Raw genomic sequence first — 23,524 nt, 5'->3', positions numbered from 1 at the left:
CTGGCCGGTTTTTCGTTCCCGGCCATAGGTAACCAAATGTCTGGCTTGTAGGATTTGAGAGCGTTTCAAGCAGGCTTAGGCACCGTAAACCTGAATTCACTGCCGCGGCCCAATTCGCTTTCGGCCTCGATGCGCCCACCATGGGCCTGGACAATCCCCTGGGTGATATACAGCCCGAGTCCGCTGCCGGTGGGGTTGTTTTCAGTCTGGGTCCAATAGCGATCGAACACATGGGGCAGGTCGTCCGGCGCAATGCCTTCACCGGAGTCGCGCACCGAAAATACAATCTCCTCGCCGTTGCTCATGGCGCTGATGCCGATGTTGCCCTGACGCGGGGTGAATTTGATCGCGTTGCCGATCAGGTTTGACAGCACCTGGAACAAGCGCTCCGGGTCGGCTTTGATCTGCAGGCCAGGCTCGACATTGAACGACAGGTCGATGCCCTTTTCCGAGGCCAGGGGCGCCAGCAGCGAATACGCCTCTTCAAAAATCTGGCTGACGTCCAGCGCCACCGGCTTGACCACATAGCGGCCGGCCTCGATTTTCGAGGTGTCGAGCAAATCCTCCAGCAACACGTTCATGCGCCCGGCAGCCTGTTGCATGGTGTCGATGGCGGAAGAGATGCGCCGTGAAGTGTGGGGGCCATCGGAGCTGAAGGCTTTTTGCATCATGCCGCAGAGCATGGAGATGACGGTCATGGGGTTGCGCAGGTCGTGGGAAACCACCGCGACCAGTTCGTCCCGCGCACGCACCGCTTGTTGCTCGCGCAGCACCTGTCGGGACAGGTCGTTCTCCAGGGCCGAGCGGCGCAAATCATTGGCGGCAAACAGGTCGCCATGGCTCCATTTGGTGGAGATGCCGGCCATTTCCACTTTCCAGATTTCAAACGAGGTACGTGGGCGAAGGCGCATGCCCGCGTCGCAGGTTTCCAGGTTGAGCGGCTTGTTCGGGTCGCCACTCCAGTGGATGTTCTCTTTGACTTCCGGGCGAAACCACAACACGCCGTTATCCACAGGCTTGGGCAAGCTCATGGCAAGCACGCCGCTGGCCACGCTCTGATACTCGGCGGCAGGCGGATAAACCGAGACCAGGTTATGGCTGGAAAATACCGGTGCGCCGTTGCCCTGCAACCACTTGTGCAGCGCGCGTATCTGCGCCGGTTCCGGGCAGTTGCCGTAGCGGTGCAATTGTTTATCTTCGATGATCGCCACGCCACCAGAGAGGGTCAGGTCCATCAGCATTCGGCCTTGCTGGGCCAGGCCGTCGAATACGTTATTGGCAGAGGCCTTCATCGCCAGGTCCAGCAGCGCCAGCGCTTCGACTTTTTCTTCGCGCTGGCGGGTCAGCTCCAGGGTCTCCATGGCACTGATCTGCAATGACAGCACCTGGCCGATGGTCTGACAGGCCATGCGCAAATCGTTAGGCACCAGCAGTGGCTCGCGGTTGCCGCAGCTGATCAGGCCCCAGAGTTTGTCGCCCTTCATCAGTGAAATACTCATGGACGACAACACGCCCATGTTCTGCATGTACTGGCAGTGAATCGGCGACACGCTGCGCAGGGTGGCGAAGCTCAGGTCCAGGGGCTGGCCCGTGTCCGGGCGCAATTTGGGCAGCAGCGGTACCGGTTCGTAGGACGCATTCGGGATGATCCGTAGCCAGTTGGTGCGGTACAGCTCGCGAGCCTGTTCGGGGATGTCGGACGCGGGGAAGAACAGCCCGTTGAACAGCTCCATGGACGGCGCCGAAGCTTCGGCGATCACCTGGCCATGGCCTTCTTCTTCGAAGCGATAGATGAGCACCCGGTCATAACCGGTCATGGCCTGGATTTCGTTGACGCTGATGGTGTAGAGCGCCTGCAAGGTCTTTGCCGATTGCAGGCGATGCAGCATTTTGCCCAGGTCGCTGGTGCGGCCATTGTGCGCACGGGGTTTGAAATCCTTGAGCCGGGGTTCGAATTCCAGCACCAACACGCCCTGGTGGCGATGCAACAGGCCTTCGAACTGCTCACCCTTGAAGGTGATGAGCAGGGGCGGCGAGTCAAGGAATGCGCTGTCCTCGGCCATGGTTTGCACGGCCTGGGCGTACTCCTCGCCAATCAACCTGTGCAACGGTTGATTCAACAGCGCCTCGGGGGTGTGGCCGAACAACGTACCGACGTTGGCACTTACCTGAATGATGTTCAGGCCGGGCTCCGACAAGGTCAGCAGCACGCCGTGGGGCTGGATGGCCCCCGGAAAACGAATGGGTTCGTCGGCGCAGTTGGCAAGCAGCTCTTCAAAATCTTCGGGTTTCATAGCAATACCTCCTGGCTGTCGAGCCATTGCTCAAAGCCGCTGAATGTCGAACGGGCCGCCATCACCGCGCGCGCGGCGGTATGTGTATCCAGTGGCTGGCGGGCCAGATAATCGAGGAAATCTTTCCAGCGCCGTCCGGTCTCGGCGCCGTATACATTGAGAAAGGCACCGCCGTTGTCGGCGTTCACACCCAGGCGCAGGGCCATTTCCCGGCGCAGCACTTGGCCGCCCAGGGTGGCGCCTTCCAGGACATACAGGGCGCCGAGGCACGCAGCCGGTGTGTCTAATACGGGGAGTTGGGTACAGCGAGGCAGGGCATGGATGGCGTGGTCAGTCAGGCCGAGTGCGTGCAGGTCATGCACCAGTGTTGGCGTTTTCACACGCAACGCAGACTCATATCCCTCGGGAATCAAACCGCTGTCATACAGCGCCGCTTCCATTGGCTGATAAAAGCCGTAATACGCCTGCAGCAAGCGCCGATACCACTGGGCATCCAGGCGCTCGGAAAAAAACGGCAGGCGCTGTTCCAACGCCACATGCAGCAGGCCCGTGCCCGTGCGCAACGTTTCCAACAAGGAGGGCGCACTAACGTCATGGGCCTGTGAATGCATTCAATGAGCTCGAACTGTGGGCCTGTCGGCCATGAATGACGCGTGAAAATGGGCGACGATTCTACACAACTCATTGTCGTCAGCTGAACGCAGAAGCGAAAAGGCTGACCAGCGGATCAGAAAAGTCGCTCCCTGCACATTACATGACCGCAGACCGGGCCCTCAAGTTCGGTTGAAATGATATCGAGCTGCTATCAATGCAGGGGCAGGCCCTAGTGCATCAATGCCGTCTGCACGCACTCGAGCAAGTGGTCGGTACTCCACGGTTTGGGCAGAAACCGCACCGAACTGCCCAACTCGGCGGCGATTTTCGTATTGCCTGAGGTCAGCACCACCTGCACTTCAGGCCAGCGATGGGCGACCACACGGCTCAAGTCATAACCATTGAGCAAACCGGGCATTTGAATATCACTGACAATCAAATCCACCGGGTCATCGCCGCGCTCCAGGTAAATCATCCCTTCGTCTGCCGATGCAAACGATGTCACCACCGCACCAAAGTCTTCCAGCACATCCACCATCAACGCCCGAATGATCTCGTCGTCTTCCAATACCAAAATCGATGGCTGAGCCATGATCCTTACTCCACCATCAGGGGTTCAGTAAGGTGGAGTGGAAGGTGGCCGGATAGGTTCGATTGGATGTTTTTTAAACGATGGGTGGTCATTTGGCTGCTTGTGAACTCTGGGCGCGACAATCCGTTAAGGTGAACGCCACCCCGCCTTCCAAGGAATGCCATGTTCAACCGTAACCCGCTCGTGCCGGAACTGATCGTCACCCGCCTCAGCGCCAGCCTGGCGTTCTGGGTCGAACAGCTAGGTTTCGCCATTGCCTATCAGCGCGCAGAAGAAGGCTTTGCCTACCTCGACCTGCACGGCGCGCAAATCATGCTCGAACAATACGACCCCGATGCCGGCCAGTGGCTCACCGCACCGTTACAGTCACCGTTTGGGCGCGGCATCAACCTACAAATCGATGTGCCCGCCGTGGCGCCTATCCTGCAACGCTTGGCGCAACTCGGCTGGCCATTGTTCCGCGATGTTGAAGATGCCTGGTACCGAGCCGGTGACGTGGAGGCCGGGCAACGCCAGTTTATCGTGCAAGACCCGGACGGTTATCTGGTACGCCTGGTGGAGCGGCTGGGGGAAAGGCCGGTCGAACAGGCATAATCGACGGCAACAGCCGATAGGGAGACCTGAATGAAGTATGTGTTATTGAGCCTCGCCCTGACCGTTATCGCTGCCCCCGCGCTCGCTGCCGGCGACGCCGAGGCGGGCGGCAAACTCTTCACCAAGACCTGCGGCGGCTGCCACAGCATCGGTGAAGGCGCGCGGGGCGGTTTTGGCCCGGAACTGAACGGCATCATTGGCCGGCCTGCCGGTACTACAACGGACTACCAGTATTCGGATGCGATGAAAAATTCGGGCGTGGTGTGGACGCGGGAAAAACTGGCGGCCTACATTGAAAATCCGAAGTCGGTGGTGAGTGGCACGCGGATGATCTTCTGGGGGATCAGTGACCAAGAGAAGATTGAAAATATCCTGGCGTACTTAGCGACATTCCAGCCCAAGTGAGGCGCCCAGGCTGACACGCATCACCGCGCTCTGTCCTCTGTAGGAGCGAGCTTGCTCGCGAAAAGCTCACAGGCGTCGCATTCATTCAGGAAGCACGCGTCATCGTTGACGTTTTTCGCGAGCAAGCTCGCTCCTACAAAAAAGCACAGTGTGAGTGTTAGCCTGCATCCAAAGCCTACACACAAGTAGGACCGTTCTGATTTGCGCCAGACCTCGCCATTATCGGCAAAGTGTTTGCTACGTTCGTGTGAAAAATACGCTGGTTTTAGAAGGTCATATGAAGCTGGTTAAGGGCGTGGTGTTTGTCGTCGGGGTGGTTGTAGTGGCGCTCGGAGTGTTTAACGGTTTGGTGGTGGCCGTATCTGCGTATTTTGGGCCGTTTTACCAAGGGGATGCCGATCAGAGCAGGAATTTTGGGTTTTGGTTGGTTGGGAATGGGGTTGTGGTTTTGGGAGCGGCGTTGAGCGGGGCGGTTTGGTATGGCAGGCGTTTGAGTCGGGGGCGGGAATGATCGTGTACTTCGACGGGGTTGACGGGCGACTTAAAATTAGGCGAGCTGTGCGACGCTGAACCTGTGGCGAGGGAGCTTGCTCCCGTGACGGCCTGACAGCGGGCGTTGGTCTAGCTGACGCGCTGCGATCCAAATGTGGGAGCTGGCTTGCCTGCGAAGACGGCCTGACAGCTGACACAGTTATACCGAGTACATATCCATTCCTGAGGTAACGGCCACCTAGGGTTCCGCCCCAACGGTGGCTCACTTTTGAACAGCGATGTGGGTCAACTCAGCAGATGCTTGGAAATCAGCCGGGAGATTTCCACGATCGAGGTCTTGCCGGTGAATTCGAACTTCACCTTCCCCAACGAAGAAAAGTAAATCTCCAACTCCGAATCCAGATCAAACGTCCCTGAAGTTTCCACCGAGTACGCCACGATGTTCTTGTACGGCAATGAGGTGAAGTCCTTCTTGCTGCCGGTAATCCCCTGCACGTTCACCGCGATGATGCGTTTAGTGGTGAACACAACGCCGTCGCGCATGGCCTTGTACGCGTCGACCACTTCTTCGTCGTCCAGCAGCAGGGCCGATACGCGTTCGGCGTATTCGTTGTTTTGCTTGAGTTTGAAGAAGCCTTTGTTGTTGAAGTCGATCATGTGCCTGTCCTAGGTAAGTGGTGCCGCCGGTGTATGACGTTTTACTTGCGGATCTGTATCTAACGCCTGGGCCTGCAAGCCCCTAGCATGACGCTCAACACGACCGCGTCGGCGAAGGATTTCACGCTGGCAGCCTAAAAAACCAGGAGCCAATCCATGCCTGATATGTCCAGCTTGCTCGCCTACGGCCTGATTTCACTCGGCATGGTACTGACTCCCGGGCCGAACATGATCTACCTGATTTCCCGCTCCATCTGCCAGGGGCGCACGGCCGGGTTGATTTCTCTCGGTGGGGTGGCGCTGGGGTTTGTGGTGTATATGGTGTGCGCGGCGCTGGGTATCACGGCGTTGGTGATGGCGGTACCGTTTGCCTACGACGCGTTGCGGTTCGGCGGGGCGCTGTATCTGGTGTACCTGGCCTGGCAGGCGGTCAAGCCGGGTGGGCGCTCGCCATTCCAGGTGCGCGACTTGCCCAAGGACAGCCCGCGCAAGTTGGTGACCATGGGCTTGGTCACCAACCTGCTCAATCCCAAAGTGGCGGTGATGTATTTGTCGCTGCTGCCCCAGTTCATCGACCCGAATGGGCATGGCAGTGTGCTGATGCAATCCCTGGCGCTGGGTTCCCTGCAGATTGTTATCAGCGTGAGCGTCAACGCGGTGATTGCCTGCATGGCGGGTTCCATCGCGGTGTTCTTTGTCACCCGGCCGGGTTGGCAGGTGCTGCAGCGCTGGCTGATGGGGTCGGTGTTGATGGGCTTGGCGGTGCGGATGGCGGTGGAAGGGCGGCGCTAAATCTGCTTTCAGCGTGCCATGACGTTGACGATCACATGCAGGATGAATGCAGGTCCGTAGCAGGGGCGCCCGTGTTCATCTTCGATACGCCAGATCGAGGTGACCGTACAGGTCTCCCGCGGCGCTCCAAACTCCACCGTGATATGCACCGGCTGCCCAGGCAGGGTTTCGGCGATCGGCACCTCGCTGTCAAGGCTGCGCAGATGGCTGTCCATCACCACTTCCAGGGGCGCGCCTGTAGCCGTTCGACGGGCGATGACGTATTCACCGTCGACTCGTACCAAGCGTCGACCGCGCCAGGCGCGGGTGCCGACATTCTGGATCTCCCAGGTTTTCTGAAATGTTTCGCCTGGCAACACGACGGTCTGGTCGGGGGTGGTGACGTCGGCGTTGAATACCACAACGTCGCCAGGATCATGCAGGCCGATGGCTCGGTTGGTGGTTGCCATTGAATGGGCATCGACCGGCGAGCCGGACAAATCGGCGAAGTAGCGGAACAGCATTAAGGGGGACACCTGCAGCGCCTTGGCCAGTTTGATCAAGGTGCGTACCGACGGATCTTTTGAAATACCACCCGCCAATCCGTACAAATAGGTTCGTGAAATACCGGCTTCCTTAGCCAGGGTTGTCATGGACTTTCCCAGTTCCCGACTGCGTCGTATGACCAGTGCCTGGAGGGTGTCGCGGGTTTTGATGCTCATGTCCGTATGTGATCCCAATCCTTGAAAAAAATCGTCAACTTGTTCGCCAAAAAGGACAACTTGCTCGCCGTTGCGTGTATTGGACCGTGCACACTCGCAACCTGCTAGCGACGTTGTGAAGGACATGGATCGGTCCCTTTCTGTTTGACTATATCCAGTGTCGCGGTTTCTCGCATGCTTGCGAACCTGGTGTGTTGCATTCCTTTACAACTATCTTTGGATATAGCTATGTCTCAATTTAAAGCATGCTGCGAATCCATAGCCCGATCAGGCTTTGGCATCCTGCAAATTCCTGATGCGATGTTGCAGGACTACAAAAAGATCATTGATGGGTATTCGGCCATTCCCCAGGCCATCAAGGATGAATTTTCCTTTGCCCAGGACACAGATGGGTTTTTCCCTTTTGGCGCCGAGTACTCCCTTGCCGAGGATCACCCGGACCTGTGCGAGCGGTTTTGTTACTGGCCCGCCCACGCTTCAAAAAGAACCGCTTTCGAATTCACCCGAAGTACTTTCGTTGCCGCAGTCGGCAGTTATGAGCGACAGATGAGCGAGTTGGCCCAGGGAGTGATGGATGGCATTTGCGCGGAGTTTGGCGTTCAATCCTTGGCCCCCTTTCGCTCGGCATCGTACATCCAGTTGTGCGTCTATGGTCCACAGGCCAAAGACAGTTCTCGTAAATATGCCCAGGATCCTCATGAAGACGGGCATATGCTTTCGTTTATCAAGCCTACCCGCGAAGGGCTGGTTTTGATGAAAGGACGATCATTGGAGCCGGTGCGCCTTCTGGAGAACGAGGTCGCGGTGCTGGCGGGCTCCTTGCTGACAGAACTCTCTGATCATGCCGTGCCTGCCGCCTACCATGCTGTACTTGCACCTGGCAAACCGGTTGCCAGAAGCTCATTGATCTACTTTGCAAACCCCAATCCGGATCAGTTGCTAACGACCTTTTACCGCCAGAAACCTATTGATCTGGGCAGTACTGTGAATGCTCGTCATACCGGTTTCGGTAATCAACCGATTCAACTGCGCTAAATAGTCCTGGAGGGCTCGAACAGTCCATGTTTCCTCACTTCAATGCCCTTTACCTCGAAGGTTTGCTCTTGGGTATCGGACTGTTCGCTGCCCCTGGCCCGAAAGACACCTTGGTGATCCGCCAAGGTGTCGGACGCGGGCCGATCTGGGGCGTTGTCGCTATTTGCGTATTGGCCGATATTTTCCTGATCGCTTTCGGGGTCACGGGTTTAGGTTCGTTGTTGGGAAGTCGGCCTGAGGTGATGGCACTGTTGCTGTTGTCCGGCGCTGCCTATCTGCTTTGGTTTGGTGGCCAACGTCTGTTGGCTTGTATCCGGGATCAGTCCATGCCGGACGCTCAAGGCGGCAACTCGCAAAGAGGGCTGTTGCGCTCGGCGGTCATACTCGGCTTTGCCAACCCTTACGCCTGGCTCGATACCGTGGTGTTGATTGGTTCCATCGGTGCCACGAAACCTGCGGGCCAACAGGCGCTGTTCGCGACAGGCGCCATGACGGCATCACTCGTGTGGTTCGTGGTGTTGGCGCTGTGCTGTCAGCGATTGACGGTATTGTTTCGCAAGCCTGCGGTCTGGCGCTGGCTGGATGCAGGGGGGGCGGTGTTGATGGTTTACCTGGCCGTTATGCTGATCAACGATTCATTGCACATCTTTCAGATAGCCCTTTAGTACGGTCAGCGGGCAGGTCAACTCATCAAGACGAGCGATGTTTTGCACATCGGTGCATAGCCTTTGCAATTCACGCCCGAGAACGCTGTCTGCTCCACCCAATGCAATCAACGCCTGGGTGATGCACTCATCGAGCTTCAACTGGATCTCAGCCAGGTTTCCCTGGCGCACTAACAACCCGAACACCTCGCGATCATAGCCCTCCATCACGGGATCATCGCGCAGCAATGGGCTGCCGTGGTCAGTCTCATGCACCAGCTTCAACGCGAACAACGCAACCGCTTCAAGCGTCAACTCCATGGTCCCGCTACCTCCACTGCCACGCCTGGCACTTTTTTGCAGGCGAAAAAAAAGACCTTGAATTTCAAGGTCTTTCTTTAAGATGGTGCCCCGAGGGAGACTCGAACTCCCACTCCTTTCGAAAACGGATTTTGAATCCGCCGCGTCTACCAATTCCGCCATCAGGGCTCAATGGCGGCGAAGTATAGAGATGAGATTACCGTTGGTCAATCACGTTTCATGGTCTATTTTCACTATTTCCGCTAGACTTCCCGGCCCTGCTAGACGAACCCCATCATGCGCGTTGCTGACTTTACTTTTGAGCTCCCTGATTCGCTGATCGCTCGCCACCCTTTGGCCGAGCGTCGCGCCAGTCGACTGCTGACCCTGGACGGGCCCAGCGGTGCCCTCGCACACCGTCAATTCACTGATTTGCTTGAGCATTTGCGCCCAGGCGATCTGATGGTTTTCAACAATACCCGGGTGATTCCGGCGCGGCTGTTTGGCCAGAAAGCGTCCGGCGGCAAGCTGGAAATCCTGGTGGAGCGGGTGCTGGACAGCCATCGTGTGCTGGCCCATGTGCGCTCCAGCAAGTCGCCCAAACCGGGGTCGAGCATCCTGATTGAGGGCGGTGGCGAAGCCGAGATGGTCGCGCGTCACGATGCCTTGTTCGAGCTCAAGTTTGCTGAAGAGGTGTTGCCGCTGTTGGAGCGTGTCGGCCATATGCCGTTGCCTCCTTATATAGACCGCCCCGACGAAGACGCGGACCGCGAGCGCTATCAGACCGTGTACTCACAGCGCCTCGGCGCCGTCGCCGCACCGACTGCCGGGCTGCATTTCGACCAGCCACTGCTGGATGCGATTGCTGCCAAGGGCGTCGAAACCGCCTATGTGACCCTGCACGTGGGGGCCGGGACGTTTCAGCCGGTGCGTGTGGATAACATCGAAGACCACCATATGCACAGCGAATGGCTGGAAGTCAGCCAGGAAGTAGTGGATGCGGTGGCGGCGTGCAAGGCGCGGGGCGGTCGGGTGGTGGCCGTGGGTACCACCAGCGTGCGTTCGCTGGAGAGCGCGGCGCGTGATGGCGTGCTCAAGCCGTTCAGTGGCGACACCGATATCTTTATTTTCCCAGGGCGGCCATTCCATGTGGTCGATTGCCTGGTCACCAACTTCCATTTGCCCGAATCCACGCTGTTGATGCTGGTGTCGGCATTTGCCGGTTACCCGGAAACCATGGCTGCCTACCAGGCCGCCATCGCCAACGAGTACCGTTTTTTCAGCTACGGTGATGCGATGTTTATCACCCGTAACCCGGCGCCGCGCGGCCCTGAGGACAACTTATGAGTCGTATGTCGTTTGAATTGCTCGCTACGGACGGCAAAGCCCGTCGCGGTCGCCTGACCTTCCCGCGTGGCACTGTGGAGACCCCGGCGTTCATGCCGGTCGGCACCTATGGCACCGTCAAGGGCATGTTGCCCCGTGACATCGTCGCCACTGGCGCCGAAATCATTCTCGGCAACACCTTCCACCTGTGGCTGCGCCCGGGCACGGAAGTGATCAAGAAGCATGGCGACCTGCATGACTTCATGAAGTGGCAAGGCCCGATCCTCACCGACTCTGGTGGTTTCCAGGTGTTCAGCCTGGGCGCCATGCGCAAGATCAAGGAGGAGGGCGTGACCTTCGCCTCGCCGGTCGACGGCGCCAAGGTGTTCATGGGCCCGGAAGAGTCGATGCAGGTACAGCGCGACCTGGGTTCGGACATCGTGATGATTTTCGACGAGTGCACGCCGTACCCGGCCGATGAAGACGTGGCGCGTATTTCCATGGAGCTGTCGCTGCGTTGGGCCCAGCGTTCGAAGAACGCCCATGGCGACAATACGGCGGCGCTGTTCGGTATTGTCCAGGGCGGCATGCATGAAAGCCTGCGCAAACGCTCGTTGGAAGGCCTCGACAAGATCGGCTTTGACGGCCTGGCCATCGGCGGTTTGTCGGTGGGCGAGCCCAAGCACGAAATGATCAAGGTGCTGGATTACCTGCCGGGCCTGATGCCCGCAGACAAACCTCGTTACCTTATGGGCGTTGGCAAACCGGAAGATCTCGTAGAGGGTGTGCGCCGCGGTGTGGACATGTTCGATTGCGTGATGCCAACCCGTAATGCCCGCAATGGGCATCTGTTCATCGATACAGGCGTGCTGAAGATCCGTAACGCGTTCCATCGCCATGATGATTCGCCGCTGGATCCTACCTGTGACTGCTACACCTGCCAGAACTTCTCCCGTGCTTATCTGCACCATCTGGACAAGTGCGGAGAAATGCTGGGTAGCATGTTGAATACCATCCACAATTTGCGTCATTACCAAGTCCTGATGGCTGGTTTGCGCGAGGCTATTCAACAGGGTACATTGGCCGCCTTCGTCGATGCCTTCTATGCCAAGCGTGGCCTCCCTGTGCCGCCCTTGGACTGAGTTTTCCGACCCTAAGATTCACTATTTGCAACTGGAGTGCTAAATGAGCTTTTTTATCTCTAACGCCATGGCTGACGCCGCTGCGCCTGCTGCTGCCGGCCCTATGGGCGGTGGTTTCGAGTGGATTTTCCTGGTCGGCTTCCTGGTCATCTTCTACCTGATGATCTGGCGTCCACAGGCCAAGCGGGCCAAAGAGCAGAAAAACCTGCTGGGCAGCCTGCAAAAAGGCGACGAAGTCGTGACCACTGGCGGCATCGCCGGCAAGATCACCAAGGTTTCCGATGCTTTCGTGGTACTGGAAGTCTCCGACACCGTGGAAATGAAGTTCCAGAAGGGCGCCATCGCCGCCACGCTGCCTAAAGGCACGCTCAAAGCGATCTAAGTAACAACCTTTACCAATCGACGGGGCGCGCAAGGCGCCCCGCGTTATAAGCGGGCGGCGTGATGCTGAACAAATACCCTCTGTGGAAATACGTACTGATCCTGGCGGTGCTGGCGATCGGTTTTATTTATTCCGCTCCCAATCTCTATCCTGATGACCCGGCTATCCAGATCTCTGGCGCCAGCACTTCGCTGCAAGTCAATCAGGCAGACCTGGACCGTGCGAGCAAAGCGCTCAACGACGCGGGTATCCAGGTTAAAGCGGCAACCTTGGCGGCTGGATCCAAAGGCGGCTTGTTGCGCCTGACCAAGCAAGAAGACCAATTGCCGGCCAAAGATGTCGTACGCAAGGCCATGGGTGACGACTACGTTGTCGCGCTCAACCTGGCCCAGACCACGCCACAATGGCTGCGCAGCATTGGCGCGCACCCGATGAAGCTGGGTCTGGACTTGTCCGGTGGTGTGCACTTCCTGCTGGAAGTCGACATGGACAAGGCCCTGGACGCACGTCTGAAGGTCTACGAAGGCGACGTGAAGAGCCTGCTGCGCAAAGAGAAGCTGCGCTATCGCAGCCTGCCGCAGCTCAACGGTGCCATCCAGCTTGGTTTTGCTGACGAAGCATCCCGCGAACAGGCCCGTGCGCTGATCCGCAAGAACTTCAATGACTTCGACATCGTACCGGCCGACCTCAATGGTCAAGCGGTACTGCGCCTGGCGATGAGCCCGGCCAAGATCGCGGAAATCCGCGAATACTCCATCAAGCAGAACTTGACCACGGTGCGTAACCGCGTCAACGAGCTGGGTGTGGCCGAGCCGATCGTGCAGCGCCAGGGTGCCAACCGCATCGTGGTCGAGCTGCCGGGTGTACAGGACACCGCTGAAGCCAAGCGTATCCTCGGCAAGACCGCCAACCTGGAGTTCCGTCTCGCGGCAGACCCAGGCGCTACGCGTGCCACTTCCGAAGAGTTCGAATTCCGTGAAGGCAACCGTCCTCCTGCGTTGATCGAGCGTGGTTTGATCATCACCGGTGACCAGGTGACCGACGCCAAGGCCGGTTTCGGCGAGCACGGTACGCCTGAAGTGAACATCCGCCTGGATGGCCATGGCGGCGAACTGATGAGCCGCGCCACGCGCAGCAACGTCGGTCGCAGCATGGCAGTGATCTTCATCGAGCAGCGCCCGGTGACCACCTACACCAAGCAGATGGTCAACGGCGTCGAGAAAGACGTGCCGGTGCAGACCTTCAAGGAAGAGAAGAAGATCATCAGCCTGGCGACCATCCAGTCGCCGCTGGGTGCTCAGTTCCGTATCACTGGCCTGAACGGCCAGGGCGAGTCGTCCGAGCTGGCGTTGCTGCTGCGTGCCGGTGGCCTGGCTGCACCGATGTACTTCGCTGAAGAACGTACCATCGGTCCGAGCCTGGGTGCCGACAACATCACCAAGGGTGTCGATGCGGCGCTGTGGGGCATGTTGTTCGTGTCGCTGTTCATCATCGCCATCTACCGCTTCTTTGGTGTGATCGCCACCGTTGCCCTGGCGGGCAACATGGTGATGTTGCTGGCTCTGATGTCGTTGCTGGGTGCCACACTGACCCTGCCAGGTATTGCCGGTATCGTACTCACCATGGGTATGGCGGTGGATGCCAACGTGCTGATCTTCTCGCGGATTCGTGAAGAGATCGCCGCCGGCATGACCGTGCAGCGTGCAATCAACGAAGGCTTCGGCCGGGCATTTACCGCGATCCTAGACTCCAACCTGACCACACTGTTGGTCGGCGGGATTCTCTTCGCTATGGGCACAGGCCCGGTGAAAGGTTTTGCGGTGACCATGTCCCTCGGGATCTTTACCTCGATGTTCACGGCCATCATGGTGACCCGCGCAATGGTCAACCTGATCTTTGGCGGGCGTGACTTCAAGAAGTTGTGGATTTAAGGGGCTGCCATGTTACGTACAATCAACTTCATGGGCGTTCGCAACGTTGCGTTCGGCGTCACCGTGCTCCTTACCGTTCTGGCGTTGTTCAGCTGGTTCCATAAGGGCCTGAACTACGGCCTGGACTTCACCGGCGGTACGCTCATCGAGCTGACCTACGAGAAGCCGGCCGACGTTACCCTGGTGCGCAACGAGCTGGTCAAGGCCGGCTATCACGAAGCCGTGGTACAGAGCTTTGGTGCCACCACCGACCTGCTGGTGCGTATGCCTGGCGAAGACCCGCAACTGGGTCACCAGGTAGCCGAGGCCTTGCAGAAGGTGGGCGGCGACAACCCTGCGTCGGTCAAACGCGTCGAGTTCGTCGGCCCGCAAGTGGGTGAAGAGCTGCGCGACCAGGGCGGCCTCGGCATGCTGATGGCGCTGGTCGGCATCATGATCTACCTGGCGTTCCGCTTTCAGTGGAAGTTCGGTGTCGGCGCCATTGTGTCGCTGATCCACGACGTGGTCGTCACCGTGGGCATCCTGGCCTACTTCCAGATCACCTTCGACCTGACCGTACTGGCGGCCGTGCTGGCGATCATTGGTTACTCGCTCAACGACACCATCGTGGTATTCGACCGGGTTCGTGAGAACTTCCGTGTACTGCGCAAGGCGACGTTGATCGAGAACATCAACATCTCCACCACCCAGACCCTGCTGCGGACCATGGCGACGTCGATCTCCACCTTGCTGGCGATTGCTGCGCTGATGATCTTCGGCGGCGACAACCTGTGGGGCTTCTCCCTGGCGCTGTTCATCGGTGTTCTGGCGGGTACCTACTCGTCGATCTACATCGCCAACGTGGTGCTGATCTGGCTGAACCTCAACAGCGAAGACTTGATCCCTCCTGCCGCTACCGACAAGGAGGTTGACGACCGTCCTTGATGGGCGCTTGTTGATCCGCTGTTACAAGAAAGGCGCGAGTATTGAACTCGCGCCTTTTTTTTTGCTCCAAGGCTGGGTATAGCGCGGATCTTTCGGTCCGCTTGTGATGGTCAGGAGGTTCATGTGAACAAGTCGTTGCTGGTTGGTGCGGTATTGGGTGCTGTCGGTGTGACTGCCGGAGGCGCTGTTGCCACCTACAGCCTGGTAAAAAGCGGCCCTGAGTATGCGCAAGTACTGGCGGTACAGCCGGTGAAAACCCAGATCAAAACCCCGCGTGAGGTCTGCAAGGACGTCACCGTGACCCGGCAGCGTCCGGTGCAGGACCAACATCAAATCGCCGGTACCGTGGTGGGCGCCCTCGCAGGTGGCCTGCTGGGCAACCAGATTGGTGGTGGTAATGGTAAGAAGCTGGCCACCGTGGCCGGTGCAGTCGGTGGTGGCTACGCCGGTAACAAGGTTCAGGAAGGCATGCAGAACCGCGATACCTACACCACTACTCAAACTCGCTGTAACACCGTTAACGACATCAGTGACAAGGTGGTCGGTTATGACGTGCGTTACAACCTGGATGGCAAGGAAGGTACCGTGCGTATGGAGCGCGACCCTGGCAGCCAGATCCCGGTGGACAAGGAAGGCCGTCTGATCCTGGGTCAGAACCAGCAATAATTGCTGGGCAGTCACCGTTCAAAATGTGGGAGCGGGCTTGCTCGCGAAGGCGTACTGTCAGTCGGTAGATGTTTTGACTGGCCCACCGCATTCGCGAGCAAGCCCGCTCCCACATTGGGTATGTGCTGTGGCAGAAAATGCTGCATTACCCAAATGCCAGGCAAAAAAAAGCACCCCGAGGGGTGCTTTTTTTGTGCTCGCTCGCTTAACGCTTCAGCGAAGCCGGCAGGTGCGGCTGGATCGCCGTCAGTACTGCCTTGAAGCATTTGGTGTTGCCAGCCACGACGTGGCCTTTCTCCAGGAAGTCATGACCACCGGTGAAGTCGCTCACCAGGCCACCTGCTTCTTGAATCAGCAGGGCGCCAGCAGCCATGTCCCACTCGGACAGGCCCGACTCCCAGAACGCATCAAAACGACCGGCGGCTACATACGCCAGGTCCAGGCTGGCTGCACCGGCGCGGCGGATGCCGGCGGTCTGGCCAACCAGGGCGCGGAACATGCCCAGGTAGTTTTCCAGGTTGTCCATCTGGTCGTCGCGGAATGGGAAGCCGGTACCCAGCAGAGCGCCTTCCAGGCTGGTACGGCCGCTGACGCGCAGGCGGCGGCCGTTCAACTGGGCGCCACGGCCACGGCTGGCGGTGAATTCTTCCTGGCGAACCGGGTCCAGCACAACGGCGTGTTCCAGGCGGCCACGGTATTTGCAGGCGATGCTCACGGCAAAGTGCGGGATGCCGCGCAGGAAGTTGGTGGTGCCATCCAGTGGGTCGATGATCCACAGGTAGTCTTCGCCTTCGCCGCTGCCTTTGTGCAGGCCGGTTTCTTCGCCGAGGATGCCGTGGGTAGGGTAGGCCTTGCGCAGGGCGTCGATGATTTTCTGTTCGGCGGCGCGATCCACCTCGGATACATAATCCTTGGCGTCTTTTTCGTCGACCTTGATGGTATCCAGGCGCTCGATGGAGCGGAAAATCAATTCACTGGCGCTGCGGGCGGCGCGCAGCGCGATATTCAGCATGGGCTGCATGGATAGGTCACCTAAGGTTGTTAAAGAAAGCCGAGCATTCTAGCAGAAACTTTCTTCAGGTGAAGGACGACGTTCGCTTTCATGGCATAACCTTAGGCGGTTCTGTAAGATTTGCTCCCCTTTCCTGTGTCCGCGAGCGCCTCCCTTGCTGCAAAACATTCGTGTCGTCTTGGTCAATACCAGTCATCCCGGCAACATCGGCGGGGTGGCGCGAGCCATGAAAAACATGGGGCTGACGCGCCTGGTGCTGGTCGAACCGCGGGTATTCCCGCACCACGAGGCGGATGCCCGTGCGTCCGGCGCCAATGACGTGCTCGAAAATGCCCAGGTGGTCGCCACCTTGGAGGACGCCCTGGTCGGCTGCAATCTGGTGCTCGGCACCAGCGCCCGTGACCGGCGTATTCCTTGGCCGCTGCTGGACCCGCGTGAGTGCGGCACCAAAGTGGTGGAGGAGGCTGTTGGCGGCGCTGAGATCGCCTTGGTATTTGGCCGTGAAGACTCCGGCCTGACCAACGAAGAACTGCAGCGATGTCATTACCACGTGCATATCCCCTCAGACCCTGAGTTCAGTTCGCTGAACCTCGGGGCTGCGGTGCAGGTGCTGACTTATGAAGTGCGCATGGCCTGGCTGGCTGCTGCCGGCCAGCCGAGCAAAGTGGAAAAGGAAGAGGTTGCCTCGACCAAAAGTGGCGAGCTGGCCACCATGGACGAGCTGGAACGGTTCTATGAGCACCTGGAGCAAACCCTGGTCGCCATCGAATTCCTCGACCCTGAAAAGCCACGGCACTTGATGGCGCGCCTGCGTCGCTTGTATGGCCGCAGCTCGGTGAGCCGAGCTGAAATGAACATATTGCGTGGCATCCTCACGGAAACCCAGAAAGCGGCCCGTGGTGAGCTTCTTAAGCGGAAGGATTAAAAATGTTCGAGCGTTTGCGAGAAGATATCCAAAGTGTTTTCCACCGTGACCCGGCGGCGCGCAACGCCTTTGAAGTGCTGACCTGCTACCCGGGCATGCACGCGATCTGGATCCACCGCCTGTCCGGCGCCCTGTGGGGCATGGGCTGGAAATGGCTGGCGCGGCTGGTATCGAACTTCGGGCGCTGGTTGACCGGTATCGAGATCCACCCGGGTGCCAAGGTGGGCCGTCGGTTCTTTATCGACCACGGCATGGGCATCGTGATCGGCGAAACGGCCGAGATCGGCGATGACGTCACCCTCTATCAAGGCGTGACCCTGGGCGGCACCACTTGGAACAAGGGTAAGCGCCACCCAACGCTGGGCGATGGCGTGGTGGTAGGGGCGGGCGCCAAGGTGCTCGGGCCGTTTACCGTGGGTGCTGGCGCCAAGGTTGGCTCCAATGCGGTGGTGACCAAGGCTGTGCCGCCGGGTGCCACGGTTGTAGGTATTCCAGGTCGCATCATCGTCAAGCCGCAAGTCGGTGATGAGCAAGAGGCCAAGCGCAAGGCAATGGCCGAGAAGATTGGCTTCGATGCCTACGGCGTCAGTGAGGACATGCCCGACCCGGTGGCTCGCGCCATTGGCCAATTGCTTGATCATCTGCAGGCGGTAGACGGCAAGCTGGAGGGCATGTGCGGTGCGCTGAAGGAGCTGGGCAGCCCGTACTGTGCCAAAGACCTGCCTGAACTGCGCGAAGAGGATTTTGCTGAAATCAAGGACGAGGCCGCTACCACCAAGGCAGGCTGAATGCGGTCTCTTGTGGGAGCTGGCTTGCCTGCGATAGCTGTCTATCAGCTTGCTTATAGGTTGCTGGCCCACCGCAATCGCAGGCAAGCCAGCTCCCACATTTGATCTCCATTGGCTCGGTGGTCTTGCAGCAGGCCTGGTTGCGCTGTTCGATCCCACCCCATCCTGCTATGATTCGCGCGCCCTTTTTACGGGTAATCCTGACTAAAGTACTAGGTCTTATAGTTGACTTAAATACTCGGGAATCGCATACTTGCTCCCATTCTGAAACACCTTGGTACTTGTCCATGAGACTGACTACAAAAGGCCGATACGCGGTGACCGCCATGCTCGACTTGGCCTTGCACGCGCAAACTGGGCCGGTGTCCCTGGCCGATATCTCCGAGCGCCAAGGCATTTCCCTGTCCTATCTCGAGCAGTTGTTCGCCAAATTGCGCCGTAGCAATCTGGTTTCCAGCGTTCGCGGTCCGGGTGGTGGCTATCAGTTGTCCCGCGACATGCAGGGCATTCAGGTGGCCCAGGTGATCGACGCGGTCAACGAATCCGTCGATGCCACCAAATGCCAGGGTTTGGGTGACTGCCATGCCGGCGACACCTGCCTGACACACCACTTGTGGTGTGACTTGAGCCTGCAGATCCATGAGTTTTTGAGTGGTATCAGCTTGGCTGATCTTGTGACTCGCCGTGAGGTGCAAGAAGTAGCCCAGCGTCAGGACCAGCGCCGTTGCAACACCAAGGCGCCGCGTCTGGACAAGATCGAAGCGTCCGCCGTCGAGTGACAGCCGAAGAGCTAACGGCACGCCAGCCAGCCTGATTTAGGAGAAAGTCCATGAAATTGCCGATTTACCTTGATTACTCAGCGACCACCCCGGTTGATCCGCGTGTCGCGCAAAAAATGAGCGAATGCCTGCTGGTCGACGGAAACTTCGGCAACCCGGCCTCCCGTTCCCACGTATTCGGCTGGAAAGCCGAGGAGGCGGTCGAGAACGCTCGTCGCCAAGTCGCTGACCTGGTCAATGCCGACCCGCGCGAAATCGTCTGGACCTCCGGTGCCACCGAGTCCGACAACCTGGCTATCAAGGGCGCGGCGCATTTCTACGCGACCAAAGGCAAGCACCTGATCACCACCAAGATTGAGCACAAGGCTGTCCTGGACACCATGCGCCAACTGGAGCGTGAAGGTTTCGAGGTCACCTACCTCGAGCCGACCACCGACGGTATCGTCACCCCGGCCATGATCGAAGCCGCGATGCGTGAAGACACCATCCTGGTTTCCGTGATCCACGTGAACAACGAAATCGGCACCATCAACGACATCGCCGCCATCGGCGAGCTCACCCGCTCCAAGGGTGTGTTGCTGCACGTCGACGCTGCTCAGTCCACCGGCAAGGTCGATATCGACCTGTCCAAGCTGAAAGTCGACCTGATGTCGTTCTCTGCCCACAAGACTTACGGCCCTAAAGGCATCGGCGCGCTGTACGTGAGCCGCAAACCTCGCGTGCGCATCGAAGCCACCATGCACGGCGGCGGTCACGAGCGCGGCATGCGTTCGGGCACCCTGGCGACCCACCAGATCGTCGGCATGGGCGAAGCCTTCCGTGTAGCCAAGGAAGACATGGCTGCCGAAAACGTGCGTATCAAGGCCCTGAGCGATCGCTTCTACAAGCAGGTCGAAAACCTTGAAGAGCTGTACATCAACGGCAGCATGACCGCCCGTGTACCGCACAACCTGAATTTGAGCTTCAACTACGTCGAAGGCGAGTCGCTGATCATGGCGCTCAAGGACCTGGCGGTATCGTCCGGTTCGGCCTGCACCTCGGCGTCCCTTGAGCCTTCGTACGTACTGCGCGCCCTGGGCCGCAACGACGAACTGGCACACAGCTCGATCCGCTTTACGTTCGGCCGCTTCACCACCGAAGAGCAAGTCGACTACGCCGCGCAGAAGGTCTGCGAAGCCGTCAACAAGCTGCGCGTTCTGTCGCCACTGTGGGACATGTACAAAGACGGTGTCGATATTTCCAAGATCGAGTGGGCGGCACACTAACTATAGAAGCCGCCCCCCAAGCTCTGTAGGAACGTGGCGGAAAACGCAGGCGTTTCTACAGGGTTCCAGAGCGGCCCTGATGAGTGAGGATTCAGTACCATGGCTTACAGCGAAAAGGTCATCGACCACTACGAAAACCCGCGCAACGTCGGCAAGATGAACGCGGAAGATCCTGATGTCGGCACCGGCATGGTCGGCGCTCCGGCGTGCGGCGATGTGATGCGCCTGCAGATCAAGGTCAACGATGCTGGCGTTATCGAAGACGCCAAATTCAAGACTTACGGCTGCGGTTCGGCCATCGCCTCCAGCTCCCTGGCGACCGAATGGATGAAAGGCAAGACCCTGGATGAGGCTGTCACCATCAGCAACACCCAGCTGGCCGAAGAACTGGCGCTGCCGCCAGTGAAAATCCACTGCTCGGTACTCGCGGAAGACGCCATCAAGGCAGCAGTTCGCGACTACAAGCAGAAGAAAGGCTTGATCTAAGCATTTGGCGACGAGTAAGGAGTCAACGATGGCTATCAGCATGACAGAAGCGGCTGCGCAGCACATTCGCCGCTCCCTGAATGGGCGCGGTAAAGGTGAGGGGATTCGTCTGGGTGTACGCACCACGGGCTGTTCCGGCCTTGCCTACGTGCTGGAGTTTGTCGACGAGGTGGTTGCAGAGGATCAGGTGTTCGAAAGTCACGGCGAAAAGGTGATTATCGACCCGAAAAGCCTGACCTACCTGGACGGCACCGAACTCGATTTCGTCAAGGAAGGGTTGAACGAAGGCTTCAAGTTCAACAACCCTAACGTGCGCGGTGAGTGTGGCTGCGGCGAAAGCTTCAACATCTGAGGCTACTCGTGGGTACTCCTTGTCATTTCGCTTTATTCGAGCTGCAGCCGAGCTTTCGGCTGGACCTTGAGCAGCTTGCTACGCGCTACCGTGAGTTGGCGCGTGGCGTGCATCCGGACCGCTTTGCCGACGCTTCCGAGCGTGAGCAACGCTTGGCGCTGGAGCAATCGGCCAGCCTCAACGAAGCCTATCAGACGCTCAAAAGCCCCCCGAAACGCGCGCGTTATTTACTGGCGATGAAGGGCGGTGAGTTGCCGATGGAAGTCACCGTGCATGATCCGGACTTCCTGATGCAGCAGATGCAGTGGCGCGAAGAGCTCGAAGACTTGCAGGACGAAGCCGATGTGGCTGGCGTCGTGGTCTTCAAGCGCCGTCTGAAGGCGGCCCAGGATGAGCTCAACGAAAGCTTCGCAGCCTGTTGGGATGATGCGGCGCAACGCGAACAGGCCGAACGCCTGATGCGGCGCATGCAATTCCTCGACAAGCTCACCTACGAAGTGCGCCAGCTAGAAGAGCGCCTCGACGATTAACCCAGTGCTGCCCGTGATGCACGCCTGATAGACAGATAAGACCTGATTACCATGGCTCTACTGCAAATCGCCGAACCCGGCCAAAGCCCTCAACCGCACCAGCGTCGCCTGGCGGTCGGGATTGACCTGGGCACCACCAATTCCCTGGTTGCTGCCTTGCGCAGCGGCCTGTCCGAGCCATTGCCCGATGCCGATGGGCAGGTGATCCTGCCGTCCGCCGTGCGTTATCACGCCGACCGCATCGAAGTGGGCGAATCGGCCAAGCTGGCCGCGTCCGCAGACCCCTTGAACACGGTGTTGTCGGTCAAGCGCTTGATGGGTCGTGGGTTGTCCGACGTCAAGCAATTGGGCGACCAACTGCCGTACCGCTTTGTCGGCGGTGAATCCCATATGCCGTTCATCGACACCGTCCAGGGGCCCAAGAGCCCGGTGGAAGTGTCGGCTGATATCCTCAAGGTGCTGCGCCAGCGTGCAGAAAGCACCCTGGGCGGTGAGCTGGTAGGGGCGGTGATCACTGTGCCGGCGTATTTCGATGACGCCCAGCGCCAAGCCACCAAGGATGCGGCGAAACTTGCCGGCTTGAATGTGCTGCGCTTGCTCAACGAGCCGACTGCGGCGGCGGTGGCCTACGGCCTCGATCAGCACGCTGAAGGCCTGGTCGCTATTTATGACCTGGGCGGCGGCACCTTCGATATTTCGATCCTGCGCCTGACCGGCGGTGTGTTTGAAGTGCTCGCGACCGGCGGCGACAGCGCCCTGGGTGGCGATGATTTCGATCACGCTATTGCTGGCTGGATCATCAGCAGTGCTGGCTTGTCGGCCGACCTGGACCCAGGCGCGCAGCGCAACCTGCTGCAAACTGCCTGCGCGGCCAAAGAGGCGCTGACTGACGCTGCTTCTGTTGAAGTGTCCTACGGTGACTGGTCGGCACAGCTGACCCGCGAAGCTTTTGATGCGCTGATCGAGCCGATGGTCGCCCGCAGCCTCAAGGCCTGCCGTCGTGCTGTGCGTGATTCCGGTATCGAGTTGGAAGACGTCGGTGCAGTGGTCATGGTCGGCGGTTCCACCCGTGTGCCGCGCGTACGTGAAGCGGTCGCCGAGGCCTTTGGGCGTCAACCATTGACCGAAATCGACCCGGATCAAGTCGTCGCCATCGGCGCTGCCATCCAGGCCGATACCCTGGCTGGAAACAAGCGCGATGGCGGCGAATTGCTGTTGCTCGACGTGATCCCGTTGTCCCTGGGCCTGGAAACCATGGGCGGTCTGATGGAAAAGGTGATTCCGCGTAACACCACCATCCCCGTCGCGCGTGCCCAGGACTTCACCACCTACAAAGACGGCCAGACAGCCATGATGATTCATGTGCTGCAAGGCGAGCGCGAGCTGATCAGCGACTGCCGCTCCCTGGCGCGCTTTGAATTGCGCGGCATTCCGGCGATGGTGGCCGGTGCCGCCAAGATTCGCGTGACCTTCCAGGTCGATGCCGATGGCTTGCTCAGCGTGGCTGCGCGCGAACTGGCCTCGGGCGTTGAGGCCAGCATCCAGGTCAAGCCTTCTTACGGTCTCACTGACGGTGAAATCGCCAAGATGCTCAAGGATTCGTTCCAGTATGCCGGGGACGACAAGGTCGCCCGCGTATTACGCGAGCAACAAGTGGATGCCCAGCGCCTGCTCGAAGCGGTGCAGGGTGCCCTTGAAGCCGATGGCGAACGCCTGCTGGATGCCGAAGAGCGCATGGTCATTGACCTGCAGATGCAGGAACTGGCCGAACTGATGAAAGGCAACGATGGCTACGCCATCGAGCAACAGACCAAGCGCCTGTCGCAAGTGACTGATGCCTTTGCCGCCCGCCGTATGGATCAGACGGTTAAAGCCGCGCTGGCGGGCCGCAACCTGAACGAAATTGAGGAATAACT

Annotated in this window: 27 protein-coding genes and 1 tRNA gene; 20 read left to right on the top strand and 8 right to left on the bottom strand. The window is 59.0% G+C overall.

Annotated elements, in window-relative coordinates:
* Positions 1-65: 65 nt before the first annotated feature.
* The 3 genes from A7K61_RS07580 to A7K61_RS07570 all read right to left on the bottom strand — a co-directional run bounded on the left by A7K61_RS07580 (position 66) and on the right by A7K61_RS07570 (position 3,480).
* Complete coding sequence (locus A7K61_RS07580; RefSeq protein ID WP_069557295.1) at positions 66-2,294, bottom strand: ATP-binding protein; 2,229 nt, start codon at positions 2,292-2,294, stop codon at positions 66-68.
* Complete coding sequence (locus A7K61_RS07575) at positions 2,291-2,905, bottom strand: biliverdin-producing heme oxygenase (RefSeq protein ID WP_044268276.1); 615 nt, start codon at positions 2,903-2,905, stop codon at positions 2,291-2,293. Before A7K61_RS07575 ends, A7K61_RS07580 begins: the two co-directional genes overlap by 4 nt.
* 212 nt (positions 2,906-3,117) lie before the next feature.
* On the bottom strand, positions 3,118-3,480 hold the full coding sequence (locus tag A7K61_RS07570; RefSeq protein WP_044268271.1) for a response regulator: 363 nt from the start codon (positions 3,478-3,480) through the stop codon (positions 3,118-3,120).
* 162 nt (positions 3,481-3,642) lie between these two features.
* Here A7K61_RS07570 and A7K61_RS07565 point away from each other — a divergent pair, with 162 nt between their 5' ends.
* The 3 genes from A7K61_RS07565 (at position 3,643) to A7K61_RS07555 (ending at position 4,990) form a co-directional block, all read left to right on the top strand.
* Positions 3,643-4,074, top strand: a complete 432-nt coding sequence (locus A7K61_RS07565) for a VOC family protein (protein ID WP_044268269.1) — start codon at positions 3,643-3,645, stop codon at positions 4,072-4,074.
* A 30-nt stretch (positions 4,075-4,104) separates the two neighbouring features.
* Positions 4,105-4,479 (top strand): cytochrome c family protein, encoded by a 375-nt coding sequence (locus tag A7K61_RS07560; RefSeq protein WP_044268267.1) that lies wholly within the window; start codon positions 4,105-4,107, stop codon positions 4,477-4,479.
* Between the two features lie 247 nt (positions 4,480-4,726).
* The gene (locus A7K61_RS07555) at positions 4,727-4,990 is read left to right on the top strand and encodes a hypothetical protein (RefSeq protein WP_371861806.1); all 264 of its coding nucleotides are present in this window, start codon (positions 4,727-4,729) and stop codon (positions 4,988-4,990) included.
* A gap of 266 nt (positions 4,991-5,256) precedes the next feature.
* Here A7K61_RS07555 and A7K61_RS07550 read toward each other — a convergent pair whose 3' ends face one another.
* Positions 5,257-5,628 (bottom strand): PH domain-containing protein, encoded by a 372-nt coding sequence (locus A7K61_RS07550; protein WP_044268264.1) that lies wholly within the window; start codon positions 5,626-5,628, stop codon positions 5,257-5,259.
* 156 nt (positions 5,629-5,784) lie between these two features.
* Here A7K61_RS07550 and A7K61_RS07545 point away from each other — a divergent pair, with 156 nt between their 5' ends.
* Complete coding sequence (locus tag A7K61_RS07545; protein ID WP_044268262.1) at positions 5,785-6,420, top strand: LysE family translocator; 636 nt, start codon at positions 5,785-5,787, stop codon at positions 6,418-6,420.
* An 8-nt stretch (positions 6,421-6,428) separates the two neighbouring features.
* On the opposite strand, the gene A7K61_RS07540 is transcribed toward A7K61_RS07545, so the two are convergent.
* Entirely contained in the window at positions 6,429-7,121 is a 693-nt protein-coding gene (locus A7K61_RS07540) for an NBR1-Ig-like domain-containing protein (RefSeq protein ID WP_032895378.1), read from the bottom strand.
* Positions 7,122-7,349: 228 nt separating this feature from the next.
* Between A7K61_RS07540 and A7K61_RS07535 the strand changes: the two genes are divergently transcribed.
* Positions 7,350-8,156, top strand: coding sequence for a 2OG-Fe(II) oxygenase family protein (locus A7K61_RS07535; RefSeq protein ID WP_069557294.1), 807 nt, complete (start codon positions 7,350-7,352; stop codon positions 8,154-8,156).
* Positions 8,157-8,182: 26 nt separating this feature from the next.
* A complete protein-coding gene (locus A7K61_RS07530; protein WP_069557293.1) occupies positions 8,183-8,821 on the top strand; it encodes a LysE/ArgO family amino acid transporter in 639 nt (212 codons plus the stop codon).
* On the opposite strand, the gene A7K61_RS07525 is transcribed toward A7K61_RS07530, so the two are convergent.
* Positions 8,792-9,121, bottom strand: a complete 330-nt coding sequence (locus A7K61_RS07525; RefSeq protein ID WP_069557292.1) for a hypothetical protein — start codon at positions 9,119-9,121, stop codon at positions 8,792-8,794. The genes A7K61_RS07530 and A7K61_RS07525 overlap by 30 nt on opposite strands.
* Before the next feature lie 83 nt (positions 9,122-9,204).
* Positions 9,205-9,289, bottom strand: a tRNA-Leu gene (locus A7K61_RS07520).
* 108 nt (positions 9,290-9,397) lie between these two features.
* Between A7K61_RS07520 and queA the strand changes: the two genes are divergently transcribed.
* The 6 genes from queA (at position 9,398) to A7K61_RS07490 (ending at position 15,471) form a co-directional block, all read left to right on the top strand.
* Positions 9,398-10,447 carry a tRNA preQ1(34) S-adenosylmethionine ribosyltransferase-isomerase QueA gene (queA, locus tag A7K61_RS07515; RefSeq protein ID WP_044268117.1) on the top strand — a complete coding sequence of 350 codons (1,050 nt, stop codon included), beginning with the start codon at positions 9,398-9,400 and terminating at the stop codon, positions 10,445-10,447.
* A gap of 5 nt (positions 10,448-10,452) precedes the next feature.
* Positions 10,453-11,568 (top strand): tRNA guanosine(34) transglycosylase Tgt, encoded by a 1,116-nt coding sequence (gene tgt, locus A7K61_RS07510; protein WP_032803964.1) that lies wholly within the window; start codon positions 10,453-10,455, stop codon positions 11,566-11,568.
* 43 nt (positions 11,569-11,611) lie between these two features.
* Complete coding sequence (gene yajC / locus A7K61_RS07505; RefSeq protein WP_003175975.1) at positions 11,612-11,950, top strand: preprotein translocase subunit YajC; 339 nt, start codon at positions 11,612-11,614, stop codon at positions 11,948-11,950.
* 62 nt (positions 11,951-12,012) lie between these two features.
* Positions 12,013-13,881, top strand: coding sequence for a protein translocase subunit SecD (secD, locus tag A7K61_RS07500; RefSeq protein ID WP_003194025.1), 1,869 nt, complete (start codon positions 12,013-12,015; stop codon positions 13,879-13,881).
* A gap of 9 nt (positions 13,882-13,890) precedes the next feature.
* Positions 13,891-14,805 (top strand): protein translocase subunit SecF, encoded by a 915-nt coding sequence (gene secF, locus A7K61_RS07495; protein WP_032895384.1) that lies wholly within the window; start codon positions 13,891-13,893, stop codon positions 14,803-14,805.
* Positions 14,806-14,928: 123 nt separating this feature from the next.
* The gene (locus tag A7K61_RS07490) at positions 14,929-15,471 is read left to right on the top strand and encodes a glycine zipper 2TM domain-containing protein (protein ID WP_003194023.1); all 543 of its coding nucleotides are present in this window, start codon (positions 14,929-14,931) and stop codon (positions 15,469-15,471) included.
* Between the two features lie 205 nt (positions 15,472-15,676).
* On the opposite strand, the gene suhB is transcribed toward A7K61_RS07490, so the two are convergent.
* Positions 15,677-16,492: an inositol-phosphate phosphatase gene (gene suhB, locus A7K61_RS07485; RefSeq protein ID WP_005791195.1), complete on the bottom strand. Its 816-nt coding sequence runs from the start codon at positions 16,490-16,492 to the stop codon at positions 15,677-15,679.
* Between the two features lie 145 nt (positions 16,493-16,637).
* Here suhB and trmJ point away from each other — a divergent pair, with 145 nt between their 5' ends.
* The 8 genes from trmJ (at position 16,638) to hscA (ending at position 23,522) form a co-directional block, all read left to right on the top strand.
* On the top strand, positions 16,638-17,408 hold the full coding sequence (gene trmJ, locus A7K61_RS07480) for a tRNA (cytosine(32)/uridine(32)-2'-O)-methyltransferase TrmJ (RefSeq protein WP_044268108.1): 771 nt from the start codon (positions 16,638-16,640) through the stop codon (positions 17,406-17,408).
* A gap of 2 nt (positions 17,409-17,410) precedes the next feature.
* A complete protein-coding gene (cysE, locus tag A7K61_RS07475; RefSeq protein ID WP_034128028.1) occupies positions 17,411-18,196 on the top strand; it encodes a serine O-acetyltransferase in 786 nt (261 codons plus the stop codon).
* Positions 18,197-18,483: 287 nt separating this feature from the next.
* Positions 18,484-18,975, top strand: a complete 492-nt coding sequence (gene iscR, locus A7K61_RS07470) for a Fe-S cluster assembly transcriptional regulator IscR (protein ID WP_003194020.1) — start codon at positions 18,484-18,486, stop codon at positions 18,973-18,975.
* A gap of 50 nt (positions 18,976-19,025) precedes the next feature.
* Entirely contained in the window at positions 19,026-20,240 is a 1,215-nt protein-coding gene (locus A7K61_RS07465; RefSeq protein ID WP_003194019.1) for an IscS subfamily cysteine desulfurase, read from the top strand.
* Between the two features lie 99 nt (positions 20,241-20,339).
* Positions 20,340-20,726, top strand: a complete 387-nt coding sequence (iscU, locus tag A7K61_RS07460; protein ID WP_003175965.1) for a Fe-S cluster assembly scaffold IscU — start codon at positions 20,340-20,342, stop codon at positions 20,724-20,726.
* A 28-nt stretch (positions 20,727-20,754) separates the two neighbouring features.
* Positions 20,755-21,078, top strand: a complete 324-nt coding sequence (gene iscA, locus A7K61_RS07455) for an iron-sulfur cluster assembly protein IscA (protein ID WP_003175963.1) — start codon at positions 20,755-20,757, stop codon at positions 21,076-21,078.
* Between the two features lie 8 nt (positions 21,079-21,086).
* A complete protein-coding gene (hscB, locus tag A7K61_RS07450; RefSeq protein ID WP_032895386.1) occupies positions 21,087-21,608 on the top strand; it encodes a co-chaperone HscB in 522 nt (173 codons plus the stop codon).
* 51 nt (positions 21,609-21,659) lie between these two features.
* The gene (hscA, locus tag A7K61_RS07445; RefSeq protein ID WP_032895387.1) at positions 21,660-23,522 is read left to right on the top strand and encodes a Fe-S protein assembly chaperone HscA; all 1,863 of its coding nucleotides are present in this window, start codon (positions 21,660-21,662) and stop codon (positions 23,520-23,522) included.
* Positions 23,523-23,524: the final 2 nt, after the last annotated feature.

The sequence above is a fragment of the Pseudomonas sp. AP42 genome, assembly GCF_001728935.1.
Taxonomy (GTDB): Bacteria; Pseudomonadota; Gammaproteobacteria; order Pseudomonadales; family Pseudomonadaceae; genus Aquipseudomonas; species Aquipseudomonas lactis.
The sequence above is the reverse complement of the archived record's forward strand: the minus strand, read 5'-3'. Positions and strand labels throughout refer to the sequence as shown.

Bases quoted from the DNA above. Each gene is read 5' to 3' on its own strand.
- A7K61_RS07580 (WP_069557295.1), bottom strand. From the start codon at position 2,294: ATGAAACCCGAAGATTTTGAAGAGCTGCTTGCCAACTGCGCCGACGAA.
- A7K61_RS07575 (WP_044268276.1), bottom strand. From the start codon at position 2,905: ATGCATTCACAGGCCCATGACGTTAGTGCGCCCTCCTTGTTGGAAACG.
- A7K61_RS07570 (WP_044268271.1), bottom strand. From the start codon at position 3,480: ATGGCTCAGCCATCGATTTTGGTATTGGAAGACGACGAGATCATTCGG.
- A7K61_RS07565 (WP_044268269.1), top strand. From the start codon at position 3,643: ATGTTCAACCGTAACCCGCTCGTGCCGGAACTGATCGTCACCCGCCTC.
- A7K61_RS07560 (WP_044268267.1), top strand. From the start codon at position 4,105: ATGAAGTATGTGTTATTGAGCCTCGCCCTGACCGTTATCGCTGCCCCC.
- A7K61_RS07550 (WP_044268264.1), bottom strand. From the start codon at position 5,628: ATGATCGACTTCAACAACAAAGGCTTCTTCAAACTCAAGCAAAACAAC.
- A7K61_RS07545 (WP_044268262.1), top strand. From the start codon at position 5,785: ATGCCTGATATGTCCAGCTTGCTCGCCTACGGCCTGATTTCACTCGGC.
- A7K61_RS07540 (WP_032895378.1), bottom strand. From the start codon at position 7,121: ATGAGCATCAAAACCCGCGACACCCTCCAGGCACTGGTCATACGACGC.
- A7K61_RS07535 (WP_069557294.1), top strand. From the start codon at position 7,350: ATGTCTCAATTTAAAGCATGCTGCGAATCCATAGCCCGATCAGGCTTT.
- A7K61_RS07530 (WP_069557293.1), top strand. From the start codon at position 8,183: ATGTTTCCTCACTTCAATGCCCTTTACCTCGAAGGTTTGCTCTTGGGT.
- A7K61_RS07525 (WP_069557292.1), bottom strand. From the start codon at position 9,121: ATGGAGTTGACGCTTGAAGCGGTTGCGTTGTTCGCGTTGAAGCTGGTG.
- queA (WP_044268117.1), top strand. From the start codon at position 9,398: ATGCGCGTTGCTGACTTTACTTTTGAGCTCCCTGATTCGCTGATCGCT.
- tgt (WP_032803964.1), top strand. From the start codon at position 10,453: ATGTCGTTTGAATTGCTCGCTACGGACGGCAAAGCCCGTCGCGGTCGC.
- yajC (WP_003175975.1), top strand. From the start codon at position 11,612: ATGAGCTTTTTTATCTCTAACGCCATGGCTGACGCCGCTGCGCCTGCT.
- secD (WP_003194025.1), top strand. From the start codon at position 12,013: ATGCTGAACAAATACCCTCTGTGGAAATACGTACTGATCCTGGCGGTG.
- secF (WP_032895384.1), top strand. From the start codon at position 13,891: ATGTTACGTACAATCAACTTCATGGGCGTTCGCAACGTTGCGTTCGGC.
- suhB (WP_005791195.1), bottom strand. From the start codon at position 16,492: ATGCAGCCCATGCTGAATATCGCGCTGCGCGCCGCCCGCAGCGCCAGT.
- cysE (WP_034128028.1), top strand. From the start codon at position 17,411: ATGTTCGAGCGTTTGCGAGAAGATATCCAAAGTGTTTTCCACCGTGAC.
- iscR (WP_003194020.1), top strand. From the start codon at position 18,484: ATGAGACTGACTACAAAAGGCCGATACGCGGTGACCGCCATGCTCGAC.
- A7K61_RS07465 (WP_003194019.1), top strand. From the start codon at position 19,026: ATGAAATTGCCGATTTACCTTGATTACTCAGCGACCACCCCGGTTGAT.
- iscU (WP_003175965.1), top strand. From the start codon at position 20,340: ATGGCTTACAGCGAAAAGGTCATCGACCACTACGAAAACCCGCGCAAC.
- iscA (WP_003175963.1), top strand. From the start codon at position 20,755: ATGGCTATCAGCATGACAGAAGCGGCTGCGCAGCACATTCGCCGCTCC.
- hscA (WP_032895387.1), top strand. From the start codon at position 21,660: ATGGCTCTACTGCAAATCGCCGAACCCGGCCAAAGCCCTCAACCGCAC.